Here is a 13303-nt window from a genome sequence, read left to right on the forward strand (position 1 = left end):
TAGATGTGGAGACTTTACCCAAATCAAAACAAAGGATAGGAATTTTTGGGGGAACCTTTAACCAATCCATTGGGGACATCTTTATAATTGCTGAAACTGCCCTAGCTCAGTTTGAGTTGAGTGGTGTTATCTAGGTGCCAACTTTTCGACCTTCTTACAAATCGATTGAATTACTAAGGTTTGAGCACCGATTTGAAATGGTGAAACAGGCGATCGCGCACCACCCAGTACTTTGGTTTCTGATGTGACCAGCGTCAAGGCAATTCCTATGCTTTAACCACGCTGCATGATTTAGCAGCTTTATATCCACAATCCGATTGGCACTGGATTATCAGATTGTATGCCTTTCAATCTCTACCCCACTGGTACAACAGCGTTACCGTAGCCGCTCAATGTACTGGGTTAGTCGCATCCAGAAATACCCAAAATACTTTTACAGTCTGCCAGCAAGTTGCAAACTACTTTACAGAGCAGAAAGTTCCTTTCCATTGGCATCTCTAGCCAGGGTTATTTCATTCTAGACAGTAGGTGAGCATAGGGTCCAGAGTATGGAAGTCCATTCTCCCCCCTTTGATCGTGATGAGTACGCTTGCAATCGTAGAAGTATTTTCTCACCTACCCGACCCCCGCCGAGGCGCGGGCAGCCGTCATCAGTATGCCGTCTGTTTAGCCTTGTTTACCTTAGCGATCAGTGCAGGCTGTGGCGGATTTATCGCGATGGGAGATTGGTTAGAGGAATACCGTGAATCCCTGATTCTCCTGTTTGGGTCACCGAAACATGGACTACCATCCTATAGTACGATCCGTCGGGTGCTATTAACGCTGGACTATCAATCCTACGGAGCTTGTATCTCAGAGTTCTTCACAATAGAACCGAAAGCGGGAGAAACGATCGCTCTTGATGGTAAGGTCTTACGGGGTTCTTACCAGATTGAGACGAACGCGAGTACGACAGAATCTCATCCTGCGATTCAATTAGTCACGGCATACGTCGTGGAACGAGGACTGATCCTACCTCCCCAGCCCGTGGATTGCAAAAGTAATGAAATTAAAGCGATTCCGCCGATCTTAGAGCAACTGGCAAAACGCGGAGTGGTGTTTGCTTTCGACGCTTTGAACACTCAAAAAAAATATCTGCGCAAATCATCGACTCTGAAAACGACTATCTCGGCGCATTGAAAGGAAACCACGGCAATTTTTACGCTGCAATTACGGCACAATTTCAGTCCGAATCCCATATTAATTGCGTTGAAACGGGGCATGGTCGAGTCGAACGCCGAAGCGTCAGCTTGTGGAAGACCTGGGATGGGTTGCCCGGAGCAGAAGAATGGTCAGGATTACGAAGCATTATTCGAGTCAAGAGCTATCGGCACATCCTCAAGGGGCAATATATCTTGATTAAAAAGCCTGAAATCCGTTATTACATCAGTTCGTTAGACGAAACAGTCGAACAGTTTGGGCGACGGATACGGGATTACTGGCACGTTGAGAATAAAGTCCATCATGTGCGAGATGTGACTCAAGGCGAAGATGGTTCTAGAATCCGAGTCAGCGCACTACCTGTCCTATTTGCCACTGCCCGGAATCTAGCCCTCAACCTCTATCGGGATGCCGGAGAAACTAATATGGCACAGGCAAGGCGGAAAGCAGGTTATGGGCTGAAGTTGTTGAAGAAGCTATTTAGAATGAAATAACCCTGCATCTCTAGCGACTGCCAATGGTAGAAACTTCTTCCAGTTCAATTCGAGATTATTGGCAAAAAGGGCGATCGCTTCGCTACCTCGTTCCAGACTCAGTACGCCATTACCTCACTACCCAGTTGTCAGTTCCAACCTGATTTAGCTTTTCTAGATAGATAACTTTAATTTAAAAAATAAATTACTTAAGCCTTAAAAGTGGCTTGGCTCAATACTTCTGGCGTAAAATATCGAAGCGTATTGTTGCACTGAGATACCTCCCATCTTATGATTTTCTTAATAACTAAAATTTGTTTACCGAGGGCAAGACGCAGTGATTAGAGTAGCGATTAACGGCTTCGGGCGTATTGGGCGTAACTTCATGCGCTGCTGGTTGAGCAGAGAGAACAGTCAAATTGACCTCGTTGCAATCAACGACACATCTGACCCTAGAACGAACGCTCACCTGCTTAGATATGACTCAATGCTCGGCAAAATGGATGAAAGCGTTCAAATTGATGCCGACGATAACAGTATTACGGTGAATGGAAAAGTTGTTAAATGCACATCTGATCGCAACCCTGAAAATCTACCCTGGAAAGAGTGGGATATTGACCTAATCATCGAATCCACAGGGGTTTTCATCAGCAAAGAAGGTGCATCTAAACATCTGAAGGCAGGTGCCCGAAAGGTGCTGATTACGGCTCCGGGAAAAGGCGACGATAAAACTTTTGTAGTCGGCGTAAATCATCTCGACTATGACCACGATAAGCACAACATCATCAGCAATGCAAGCTGCACCACCAATTGCCTTGCACCAGTTGCAAAGGTGCTAAACGATAACTTTGGCATCATCAAAGGCACGATGACCACTACCCACAGTTACACAGGTGACCAACGCTTGCTAGATGCCAGCCACCGCGATTTGAGACGGGCACGAGCCGCTGCAATCAACATTGTTCCAACCTCAACAGGTGCTGCTAAAGCTGTTGCTCTCGTTCTTCCTGAACTTGCTGGCAAGCTAAACGGCATTGCCTTACGGGTGCCCACTCCAAATGTCTCAATTGTTGATCTGGTTATTCAGGTAGAGAAGAACACGATCGCTGAACAGGTCAATGAAGTTCTGAAAAACGCTGCCGAGGGTTCAATGAAAGGCATTATCAAATATTGTGATTTGCCTCTAGTCTCTAGCGATCATGCAGGCACATTTGAATCCGCAATTATCGATGCCGATTTAACCATCGTCATGGGCGGAGACCTGGTAAAAGTAATTGCCTGGTATGACAATGAATGGGGCTACAGTCAGCGCGTTGTTGATTTAGCTGAAATAGTGGCTCAAAAGTGGGTTGCTTAGCCTTTTTCCAAACTGCTTGAAAGTAGAAGTAACTGATATTTGGGGTAAGTCTAACCGACTGCCCCTTTTTGCTGTGTGAAGGTAACCGAATAACGTCTGAGGCAGATTTATTTAATCTTTGAGGGTCAATTAATTCCCTCCAGCAAGCTGCGCCCAGTAATTACAGCGTCTCAAGGGAGCTGTTGAGCGGACTCGAGCCACAAGGCGTGTGAGTAGAAGCAAAGTGATTACCGTCTGCCTACGGCAGTGATCTTCCTTTGAAGGCATACCACTTCCTCTAGGAGTACTCCGCAAACCGCCTTTACAGCCATGATAGGTCGCTCAAATCTTCTCGAAGCGATACCAAAGCTATTTGAGAACGTAGAGTTACTGGTACTTCTCATTTTCTAGGGTTAACAAATCCGTATATTTAGGGATAAAAAAGATTTTGTTTCAAGAATTTTTTTATAAATAAAAAATCTTAAATAAATTCGCCTGTACAACTACCGAAGTCTAGTTTATTTTGAATTAAATAATTCTAAGCAAGCCAGAGAAATCACTTGTGCTAAGCAGTTCAATCGTTTTTTCAACTTATTAGAAACTCTTCGTTTCTTCAGTATTTTATAATCGAATCTATTTTTTATCGAATTGATAAAGACCGTAGAATTGCTATTTCCTATACAAAAAAAGATGTCCATACTTGGTGAACAACCGCATTCAATAGTTTTAACGGAATACCTAGCTATGAACTACAAAAAAATTGTCAGTGCTGCGAGCGTTTTTGCGACTGGTTTAGTATTGTCTGGCTCTCCGGCGCAAGCTGCATTTACATTTTCCAGCAACGTTTCAGGCACTTATGATTCGGCTGGCAACCTTGATTCAACTCGTGATATCTTTCTAAATTCCGTCACATTGGATAATGGTAAAACTGTCGATCAGTTTGCTTTAGTTAAGTCTGCACAGATCATCCATAATGATGTGTGGAACGGTGGAAATAGTGGTGCTGCTAGCTCCGATCGCGGCGACAATGCATCGGGTTCATCCAAAGAATTGGCAACGAATGCAAATGTGGCTACTAGCTTGGGTAACCGCAACCTGAATAACATTATTGATACCGAAGATAGCGGCTCATTCAAAATGAACCTACTGTTTGAGCAGGCGGTTTCCAGTTTATTTCTCTGGGAACGGGGTATGAACAGCGACCTTTCCATTCAAGGATTAGATAGTAATGGTTCCGTGATTGGAAATATCCTTCGCCTTGATCGCCTTACACAGACAGATGCGAAATACAGCATCGATACGACTGAAATTGGTGCCGCTCAAACAGTCGGTTCTTGGGGTGTGAACTTAAGCGATTTGGGTTTGACAGGCTCATTTTTTGGTGTTCAAGTCAGTGCAAATGCTTCCCACAACGGTGCAGACTTCAAACTGATGGGTGGCTCTGCTGAAGCTGCTCCTGAACCTTTCACCATCGGCGGTACGCTGGTCGGCTTGGCTTTGGGCTACCGTCTGAAGAAAAAACAGCAATCTAAAGTAGATGCATAGTTTCACAGCAAAGACTAAGCCAATAGCTAAAGTTTGAGTGAGATCAGTTGTTGTAGGAGATGCCTTCATAGGTGTCTCCTATTTTTTTGAGTTTTCTGCCAATTGACAGACTCACTTCATTTTGGATCTCGATACTCTAACAATGGCTTCGTGAATGTGATGAGTAGATGAATGCCACCATAATGACCAAAGCGAATCAGTTAAATTCCTTAAATTTGTCCTGAACCCCCACTCCTCAATCTTTTAACTTTTATGCAAATTCAAACTCCTGATTGGGTTAAACATGCCGTTTTCTACCAAATCTTTCCTGATCGCTTTGTTCGGGCGGTTCAATCTCGCAAGTCTTGGTTGCAAGAGACATCCTGGGAACCCTGGCATGTGCCGCCGACGCTGCAAGGGTATAAAGGTGGCGACTTGTGGGGTGTGATCGAAAAACTCGATTATTTGCAAACCTTAGGGATTACGGCAATTTACTTCACTCCGATTTTTCAATCGGCTTGCAATCATCGGTATCACACGCACGACTATTACCAGGTAGACCCAATTTTGGGCGGTAACGCTGCGTTTGAGGAATTGCTAAATGAGGCGCACCGTCGTGACATCAAAGTGGTGTTAGATGGAGTGTTCAATCATTGCAGCCGGGGTTTCTTTTTCTTTAATGACATTTTGGAAAATGGACCGCATTCACCTTGGGTGGACTGGTTTAAGATCGAGGGCTGGCCTTTGGCTCCTTATGATGGCGATCGCCCGGCAAACTATGTGGGCTGGTGGGATAATCGAGCGCTACCTGTGTTTAATCACGACAATCCAAACGCGCGAGAATACCTGATGGAAGTTGCCGAATATTGGCTGAAACTGGGAATTGATGGATGGCGGTTGGATGTGCCCAATGAGATTACAGCGCCTGGGTTTTGGCAAGAGTTTCGCGATCGCGTCAAAGCCATCAATCCTGAAGCCTATATTGTTGGAGAAATTTGGGGCGATTCGCGTGAATGGCTAGATGGAACCCAGTTCGATGGAGTGATGAACTATCTATTTACTGCACCCACGATCGCCTTTGCTGCGGGCGATCGCGTCATCCGCAAGTATGTTGAAGGGCGCTCTTACACGCCTTATCCCGCTTTGGATGCAAAGGGCTATGCAGCCAAAATTCAAAAGCTGCTCAAGCTCTATGATTGGGAGATTCACCAGACTCAACTGAACTTGCTTGCCAGCCATGATACGGCTCGGTTGCTCAGCATTGCTGGCGAAGATAGAGATAGCGTCAAACTGGGGACTCTGCTGCTACTGACTTTTCCTGGTGCGCCCAGCATTTATTATGGGGATGAAGTGGGTTTAGAGGGTGGTATTGACCCCGATTCGCGGCGCGGCTTTCCTGCCGAAGCCGACTGGGATCAGGACCTTTTAGACTACCACCGCCAGGTTATCGCATTACGTCATGCCCACCCCGCTCTGAGGATTGGCGACTACAAGACCCTGTACGCTCAAGGCGACGTTTATATTTTGGCGCGCAGTTTGCCGACCGAAACCATTGTAGTTGCTGTCAATGCTGGAACTAAGCCTGCCACGGTAACTTTGCCAGCAATGCCTCATCTACAGCAACTTTTCGGAGAAAGTACTTTGAAGCAAACATCTGACGAGTTGCAAATTAGCTTACCTAAACGAAGCGGCTGTATTTTGGGATAGTTTCTGGGTTCTATTTAGGGTGCTTCAGCAATTGCTTCACCCGATTGCACGTCAAACCAGTGGAGCGATTTGGGGGAAATGGCAAGGGTAATAGCTTGGTTCAGCCAGTCTTCAGTAGGTGGCAAGAGCGATCGCAGCACGATTGGCAATCCCTGATTGCTCGATATCCGAATGCTGCCTAGTTTATACATCCCCAAGTTTTCTACTAAAATCACTTGCCCCTGAAGGGTGTACTCGTCGGTGGATTGTGCTGGGCGCAGGTGCTCCGGACGAATGCCAAGCATAATCTGAGGCTGCGCTTTGGCACCCATCGGGAGCGGAATTTTGCAGGTTCCCAGGAGCGCGTGTCCTGCTTGACAGGGAACTGGAATCAAGTTCATGCGGGGACTACCGACAAAACTGGCAACAAACTGGTTGGCAGGGTGATTGTAGATGCGATCGGGGGTATCAAGTTGTTGTAAATAACCATCATTTAAGACTGCAACTTTAGTAGAAAGCGTCATTGCTTCCGTTTGATCGTGGGTGACATACACAACGGGTACACTTTGGCTGGCAAAGATTTGCTTTAAATCGGCGCGGACGTTTTCTCGCAGCAAAGCATCCAGGTTGCTCAAAGGTTCATCGAGTAAAAACACATCCGGGTTGCGAACTAATGCCCGACCGACTGCAACACGCTGACGTTGTCCGCCGGAAAGTTGCCCCGGCTTGCTCTGCATCAGATCTTCCAGTCCTAAAATGCGCGATACATCTTGAATGCGGCGATCGCTTTCGTCCTTGGGCACTTTTTTCAACTTCAGCCCCGCACTCAGGTTTTGACTCACCGTCATATGGGGATAAAGCGCATAGCTTTGAAATACCATGGCAATGTTGCGATCGCCCGGCTTCACCTGCGTCACATCGTGATCGTTAATCAAAACCTGTCCTCGTGTCGGCTCCTCCAATCCTGCAATCATTCGCAAAATCGTCGATTTGCCGCAGCCGGATGGACCCAACAGGCTCAAAAATTCGCCATCCTCTACGGTCAGGTTAATGTCTTTGACCGGAACCACTTTTGGACTGAAGGTTTTATTCAAGTGAATCAGTTGGAGTTTTGCCATAACTATCCTTTAACCGCTCCTGCTGTTAGCCCTTGCACAATTTGCCGTTGAAAAAACAGTACCAGGATGACCAGTGGAATCGTGCCAATGACGGTCGCAGCGGCGATCGGACCGTAGGGAATCTCAAATACAGAAGCGCTACCCAGTTGAGCAGAGGCAACCGGAACCGTTTTCATGGTTTCTTCGGTGATAAAGGTGAGGGCAAAGATAAACTCATTCCAGGCAGCGATGAAGGTGAGAATGCCGGTAGTGACGAGAGCAGGCAAAGTCAGCGGCATGAGAATTTGTACCAGCAGTTGCCAGGTGTTGTAGCCATCCACTTTAGCGGCATCTTCTAGCTCCTTAGGCAATTGAACGAAAAAGCTCCGCATCACGAGAATCGTTAACGGCAAATTCATGGCGGTGTAGGGAATGATCAATGCCAAATAATTATTGCCTAAATGGAAAAACTGGATAATTTCGAGCAAGCCTTGTAGCAGCAAAATACTCGGAAATAAAGTGACGAGTAACACGCCAAGCTGGATTAATTTTCCACCCACAGGGCGCAAGCGGGCGATCGCGTAGGCAGCGGGAGTTCCAATTGCCAAACACACGATGGTCGAAGTTAGGGAGACGAAAGTGCTATTCAGCAGATAGCGCAGAAAGGGTTTGCGGGTAAATAACTCAATGTAATGGCTCAGCGTCAAACGAGTGGGAAGGTAAATATTGGGAATCGCCGCAATATCGGCGTTCACTTTAAAGGAAGTCAGCACCTGCCACAACACGGGCGCAAGGCAAAACAGGCAAAGAGCAAAAACGGCTAGCCAGTGGAAAATGCCGTTTGGGCCTGTCTTTTTGGTGGGCAGTGAATGAGAAGACATAGGAAGTAAGAACCAAGGAAATAAAGGAATTACTTAGAGGAATCCAGAGGTTCGGCGCGATCGCCGAATCAGCCAACTGCCGACCAAAATGGCAACTATTAGCAGCAAAAAGGTGACGACAATCAGCGCGGAGGCGTAGCCAAAATCCAGGTAGCGCATGGCATTCGCGTAAATATAAAGCGATACCACTTCTGTAGAGCCGCCAGGACCGCCGCCTGTCATCACCTGAACCAGATCAAAAATGCCAAAAGCTTGAGCAAAACGAAACAGCGCTGCGATGAAAATTTGAGGCAACAACAGCGGCAACGTAATCTGCCAGAAGCTTTGCCAGGAAGAAGCACCCTCTAGCGAATGAGCTTCATAGAGGTCACCCGGAATCGATTGCAATCCTGCCAGCAGCAAAACGCTAACGAAGGGTGTGGTTTTCCAAACATCTGCCACAACCAGCGCTAGAGTTGCGGTAAAGGGTTCCCCCAGCCAGTTGATGCCCGACTGTACGAGATTAAGCCGAAGTAAAATATCGTTGGCAATGCCGTACTGATCGTTGAAAATCCATGTCCAGCCGAGAGCAATCAGCGCGGTAGGCAAGGCCCAAGGAAGCAGGGCGATCGCCCGCACTATACCTCTTCCCCGAAACGTCCGATTTAGCACCAGCGCAATAGCAACGCCCAAGATCACTTCCAGCAGCACTGATAGCCCTGTAAACCGCACCGTAATTCCAAACGTCTGCCAAAAGTGCCCATCCCCAAAAATCCGGACATAGTTGCTGATGCCGACAAACACAGACTTCAACTCGGTTCCCAAATTTTGGGCAAAAAACCCCAACCACAGCGATCGCCCAATTGGATAAGCAAACACCACCATCAGTACCACCACCGCAGGCAAGATCAGGTAAAGCCCAGCCCGTTGTTCTTGCGATCGAATAGTAGATTTGCTGGTCATGCGCGTTCAGGTTCGGTGTTTTGGGTTCAGTGTATAGCCAGTCATTCAAGAATCAGTGTTCAGTGTTCGCACTTTTCACTTCGCACTTCTAAGCCTTCCTTCCCGCTGCCACCAATCGTCTTGTCTCCGCTGCTGCGCCTTTCATGGCTTGCTCTGAAGATTCCTGATTGGTCAAAGCGGCACTAAGGTAGCGCTGAAGGATGTCAGAGGCTTGAGCATATTGGGCGATCGGGGGCCGTAGCACGCCATTTTTCACCACTTTCTGCAAATCAGGATAGTGACTGTATTTTGCGACTATGGCAGTATTGTTGAATAACGCTTCACGAGTTGGCACATAGCCAGCATCCAGCACGACTTGTCTTTGAGCCGTTTCACCAATCAAAAAGCGAATTGCCTTGAGCGCTTCTTGAGGATGTTTGGAGGTTTTAGCAATACCCAAGCCCCAACCGCCTAAGCACGACCCACCACTTTGTCCAGCGGCAGGAATCATGGGTATGATGCCCACCTTGCCTTTAACCGGGGAATTGTCAGCGTTGAGCAGCGACCAAGCGTAGGGCCAATTTCGTAGAAAGGCAGCTTCCCCGTTTTGAAAAATGCGGCGCGTGTCTTCCTCCACATAGGTTGTTACGCCGGGTGGAGAAATACCCTGGCTGACGGTGTTGCGCAGAAACTCGACGGCACGAATTGCTTCGGGTTGATCTAACCCAACTTCAAGCGTGTCGGGATTTACCCAAAAGCCACCAAAGCCTTTCAGCACTTCGACAAACATGGCGGAAGCACCTTCATATTGTTTGCCCTGCCATAAGTAACCCCAACGAACGGCTTGGTTTTGCTGCAAGGCTTTAGCGATGCGTTCTACGTCTTCAAAGGTTTTAGGTGGTTCAAAGCCAGCTGCTTGTAGTAAATCTTTGCGATAGTACAACATTCCAGCATCGCTGCGAGTCGGCAAGCGGTAGAGTCGATTTTGGTAGCGTCCACCCGCGATCGCTGATGGCGAAAAAGGTGCCAAATCCTGCTCCGAAAACTCGTCTGTCAAATCTTTTAGCCAACCTGCCGCTGCAAACTTGGGAGTCCAGACAATATCCATATTGACCAGATCGTAAGGAGAATCACCTAGCAAAAACGCGGTGGTGTATAGATCCTCCAGCAGACTGACATTATTCGGACCTTCAATCACCTGCAAGCGAATGCCTGGATTCTGCGCTTCAAATTCCTTCACCAGGTAATTTGTCCAGGGCGGCACATCGGGCGCGCTCATCAACAGTTTCAGCGTTACTGGCTGCTGAGACAGCACAGGTATAGCAACTAAAAGCGCAGTCAGCAAACAGAGAATCACCCAGCCTATCCGCCGAGATACTGTAGGTGAAGGAATGCGAGATGTGAGAAAGCGAGCGATCGCAGAGAGAAAGAGCATGAGCAGAAGAAATGTTGAGTGTGAGGTGCGGAGTCCAAAGTGCGGAGTCAAAATTTGCCGCGATCGCATCTTAACGCTGAAAAGTTTCTCTCTACCCACTTCTCAACAAATCACAGCACTCGCTATTCACTCCTCTCAAGAGGCTATGATTGAAAAGAGGTTAAGTTGTGTAAAGAAAATTGACTACAACCTTTATTCCAACTGATAGTGCCCTGTTGCCAAAGACTTGGTATTCCCTAACACCCCTTTGGCAAGCCACTAAGGCAGACATCCAGCAAGGGTTGCCCCATAACCAGCTTGCTCCAGCATGGCAAATGTTGATGTTGGGCGATGGCTCCCCCACTCGGCATCTTCAGCTCTTGACTGGAGAACCGACTGAAGTGGATGTGATTGACATGTCTGCGATCGGCATGGAATCGGATGGAGCGCCGAAGCAAATTCAGGTGCTTCCTAGCCCACGCTTGCGCCGTCAAGTATGGCTGCGAACTGCTTCAGGGCAGCGTCTTGCCTATGCAACTTCTTGGTGGGAAGCCAGCCATGTGGATGAGTACCTGCAAAATCGATCGCTGCCTATTTGGGCAAGCCTTGCCCGGTTGCGAACTGAACTGTATCGAGATGTGCAGGGTGTATATTACGGACATTCTGCTGAGCTAGAACGTGCCTTCGGGCAAACAGGTCCTTTCTGGGGACGGCACTATCTCTTCTGGCATCATGGGCAGCCGCTTACTTTGATCTATGAAGTGTTTTCGCCCTATCTAGAAAAATATTTGGGCGCAGCAACCGCAGGCATTCGCATCTGAAACCCAACACCCAATCACCCAATCCATAAGCACCTGCGCTATCCTTAGCAGTATTCAAGATGGGCAATATTTAAGAATTTAATATCACTAAACACTAAAACTGGAGAAACACAATATGTCTTGGCGTGGTTCTGTATCCCCTTCTGATCGCATTTTTTCCTGTTTGGCTTATTTGCTGCCTCTGCTAGATGTTTTTGGGGTTGTTGGTCGAGTTATTGATGGCTCAGGCTCTTTTTTAGAGCCACTGTTGCGTGTTATCTATTTGCCATTGCAGCCCTTGATCGGCATTTACTATGGATTTGGCGGATTCATGCCGCTGATTATTTTCTTTGCGCTGTATATGCTCGTTGTTCGTAATGACAAAATTTCACACTTTATTCGCTTCAATGTCATGCAGGCGATTCTGATTGGAATTGTGCTAAGCCTGTTTTCAATCGTCTGGCGGTTGGTGCTTGCACCCATTTTTCCAGTAACGAGCATTGTGACGCAGACCCTTTTCAACACCCTATTTTTGGCAGCAGTTGGATCGGCTGGATATTCCATCGTGCAATCAGCGTTGGGTCGCTATGCTGAAATTCCTACGATTTCGGAAGCGGCATATAGCCAAGTGCGATATTAAGGTGCTTCGAGATTAAGATGCTTCGATCTCCTTGACAATTGGGGATTCTCTATCAATTACAAAATTGTCGAGGTGCCCAATTCCTTCGATCGCCACTCGAACGCGATCGCCAATCTTCATTGCTCCAACGCCTTCTGGAGTGCCTGTTAGCACAACATCCCCTGGCAGCAACGTCATTACTTGACTGATGTAAGACACTAACACATCAGGCGAGAACACCATTTCATCAATTTGGGCAGACTGAACAGGATTCGGATCATCGTTTAGAAAGGTTTGTAGGCGAGCGCTGGAATTGATTTCTCGCACAATCCATGGACCCAAAGGGCAAAAGGTATCAAAGCCTTTGGCACGAGTCCACTGGCCATCTTTTTTTTGCAAATCGCGCGCAGTAACATCATTGGCAATGGTGTAACCCCAGATTTTGGTGTGGGCTTCTGTCGAGGTGCAGTTGAGGCAGCGATCGCCAATCACCAGTGCCAACTCTCCTTCATAATCCACCCGCTCAGTTTGAACTGGATATTGAATTGCTCCCTCTGATGCAATCACAGAAGTCGGCGGCTTGAGAAATAAAAGTGGCTCTTGAGGCACAGGTGTCCCCATTTCTGACGCATGGTTGGCGTAGTTTTTTCCCACTGCTATAACCTTGGATGGATAGCAAGGTGCAAGAATTTGGTAGCTATCTGGAGTCAGTTCAAGATCAATGGGTTGTCCTTCTAACCAAGGGGGAGCATCTAAAGCGCGAACCTGACGGTCAACCTGTAGAAGCCCGTAATGAATCTGCCCATCGTTTGTTAGAACGCGAACGTATCGCTGTGCCATAGTTTGCCTAAGTCGTGAATTGCATAATAGAAATTATCTATCCAGGGGATTCTTATTGGGTTATGTAAAGAGAAGTTGCAAGAGATTTTGACAGCAACTTGAGCCGCAGACAAATAATAAATTTGGAATTTGATTTGGAATTTGACAGTTGATGAAGAGAACCCAGAGGCTTAAGGACTCTCAACTGAACGGTTTCTAGCAAATCAAATTACTTGATACTTCATTTTTGCAAGTTGGCAGGAGTGGATTGCCTGAACGCTATCTAATCTAGAGACTAGAAAGAGAGTCAACACTGACTAGATTCTCGGATTTGTAATCGCTTTTTTTGGAAAGAGTCCTAGCAGTAACAAGAGACTTCTGCTAAGATATTCTTCCGTGCCTCAGTTAGGCATGATTGGGCGGTTAGCTCAGTTGGTAGAGCGCCTGCCTTACAAGCAGGACGTCGCGGGTTCGAGTCCCTCACTGCCCATTAGAAGACTGTTCAATTTCTTTGAACAAACAGCCTTTTTAAA

At 47.2% G+C, this 13303-nt stretch carries 11 protein-coding genes, 1 tRNA gene and 1 pseudogene; 7 read left to right on the forward strand and 6 right to left on the reverse strand.

Features of this window, described 5'->3' with window-relative positions; all coding sequences use genetic code 11:
- Window positions 1-126: 126 nt before the first annotated feature.
- Complete coding sequence (locus tag JOY44_RS32345) at window positions 127-258, reverse strand: hypothetical protein (RefSeq protein ID WP_281063288.1); 132 nt, start codon at window positions 256-258, stop codon at window positions 127-129.
- A 321-nt stretch (window positions 259-579) separates the two neighbouring features.
- Between JOY44_RS32345 and JOY44_RS31340 the strand changes: the two are divergent.
- From JOY44_RS31340 to JOY44_RS09215, 4 genes and pseudogenes are all read left to right on the forward strand, one after another.
- Window positions 580-1694, forward strand: a pseudogene (locus JOY44_RS31340) (ISAs1 family transposase).
- Between the two features lie 316 nt (window positions 1695-2010).
- Complete coding sequence (locus tag JOY44_RS09205) at window positions 2011-3030, forward strand: type I glyceraldehyde-3-phosphate dehydrogenase (protein ID WP_171573291.1); 1020 nt, start codon at window positions 2011-2013, stop codon at window positions 3028-3030.
- Between the two features lie 723 nt (window positions 3031-3753).
- Complete coding sequence (locus tag JOY44_RS09210; protein WP_171573292.1) at window positions 3754-4554, forward strand: exosortase-dependent surface protein XDP2; 801 nt, start codon at window positions 3754-3756, stop codon at window positions 4552-4554.
- Window positions 4555-4806: 252 nt separating this feature from the next.
- Window positions 4807-6240 (forward strand): glycoside hydrolase family 13 protein, encoded by a 1434-nt coding sequence (locus JOY44_RS09215; RefSeq protein ID WP_171573293.1) that lies wholly within the window; start codon window positions 4807-4809, stop codon window positions 6238-6240.
- 14 nt (window positions 6241-6254) lie between these two features.
- On the opposite strand, the gene JOY44_RS09220 is transcribed toward JOY44_RS09215, so the two are convergent.
- The 4 genes from JOY44_RS09220 to JOY44_RS09235 all read right to left on the reverse strand — a co-directional run bounded on the left by JOY44_RS09220 (window position 6255) and on the right by JOY44_RS09235 (window position 10553).
- The gene (locus JOY44_RS09220; RefSeq protein WP_171573294.1) at window positions 6255-7337 is read right to left on the reverse strand and encodes an ABC transporter ATP-binding protein; all 1083 of its coding nucleotides are present in this window, start codon (window positions 7335-7337) and stop codon (window positions 6255-6257) included.
- 2 nt (window positions 7338-7339) lie between these two features.
- On the reverse strand, window positions 7340-8197 hold the full coding sequence (locus JOY44_RS09225; protein ID WP_171573295.1) for a carbohydrate ABC transporter permease: 858 nt from the start codon (window positions 8195-8197) through the stop codon (window positions 7340-7342).
- A gap of 33 nt (window positions 8198-8230) precedes the next feature.
- On the reverse strand, window positions 8231-9139 hold the full coding sequence (locus tag JOY44_RS09230; protein WP_171573296.1) for a carbohydrate ABC transporter permease: 909 nt from the start codon (window positions 9137-9139) through the stop codon (window positions 8231-8233).
- Window positions 9140-9227: 88 nt separating this feature from the next.
- Window positions 9228-10553 (reverse strand): ABC transporter substrate-binding protein, encoded by a 1326-nt coding sequence (locus JOY44_RS09235; protein ID WP_171573297.1) that lies wholly within the window; start codon window positions 10551-10553, stop codon window positions 9228-9230.
- Window positions 10554-10732: 179 nt separating this feature from the next.
- Here JOY44_RS09235 and JOY44_RS09240 point away from each other — a divergent pair, with 179 nt between their 5' ends.
- Entirely contained in the window at window positions 10733-11353 is a 621-nt protein-coding gene (locus tag JOY44_RS09240; RefSeq protein ID WP_171573298.1) for a chorismate lyase, read from the forward strand.
- Window positions 11354-11468: 115 nt separating this feature from the next.
- Window positions 11469-11972 (forward strand): Tic20 family protein, encoded by a 504-nt coding sequence (locus JOY44_RS09245; RefSeq protein WP_171573299.1) that lies wholly within the window; start codon window positions 11469-11471, stop codon window positions 11970-11972.
- A gap of 12 nt (window positions 11973-11984) precedes the next feature.
- Here JOY44_RS09245 and JOY44_RS09250 read toward each other — a convergent pair whose 3' ends face one another.
- Window positions 11985-12791, reverse strand: coding sequence for a fumarylacetoacetate hydrolase family protein (locus JOY44_RS09250; RefSeq protein ID WP_171573300.1), 807 nt, complete (start codon window positions 12789-12791; stop codon window positions 11985-11987).
- Between the two features lie 396 nt (window positions 12792-13187).
- Here JOY44_RS09250 and JOY44_RS09255 point away from each other — a divergent pair.
- A tRNA-Val gene (locus JOY44_RS09255) sits at window positions 13188-13260 on the forward strand.
- Window positions 13261-13303: the final 43 nt, after the last annotated feature.

The sequence above is a fragment of the Leptolyngbya sp. Cla-17 genome (assembly GCF_016807185.1).
Taxonomy (GTDB): Bacteria; Cyanobacteriota; Cyanobacteriia; order Leptolyngbyales; family Leptolyngbyaceae; genus ULC077BIN1.

Coding starts and splice junctions, on each gene's coding strand:
- JOY44_RS09210 (WP_171573292.1), top strand. CDS start 3,754: ATGAACTACAAAAAAATTGTCAGTGCTGCGAGCGTTTTTGCGACTGGT.
- JOY44_RS09215 (WP_171573293.1), top strand. CDS start 4,807: ATGCAAATTCAAACTCCTGATTGGGTTAAACATGCCGTTTTCTACCAA.
- JOY44_RS09220 (WP_171573294.1), bottom strand. CDS start 7,337: ATGGCAAAACTCCAACTGATTCACTTGAATAAAACCTTCAGTCCAAAA.
- JOY44_RS09225 (WP_171573295.1), bottom strand. CDS start 8,197: ATGTCTTCTCATTCACTGCCCACCAAAAAGACAGGCCCAAACGGCATT.
- JOY44_RS09230 (WP_171573296.1), bottom strand. CDS start 9,139: ATGACCAGCAAATCTACTATTCGATCGCAAGAACAACGGGCTGGGCTT.
- JOY44_RS09235 (WP_171573297.1), bottom strand. CDS start 10,553: ATGCTCTTTCTCTCTGCGATCGCTCGCTTTCTCACATCTCGCATTCCT.
- JOY44_RS09245 (WP_171573299.1), top strand. CDS start 11,469: ATGTCTTGGCGTGGTTCTGTATCCCCTTCTGATCGCATTTTTTCCTGT.
- JOY44_RS09250 (WP_171573300.1), bottom strand. CDS start 12,791: ATGGCACAGCGATACGTTCGCGTTCTAACAAACGATGGGCAGATTCAT.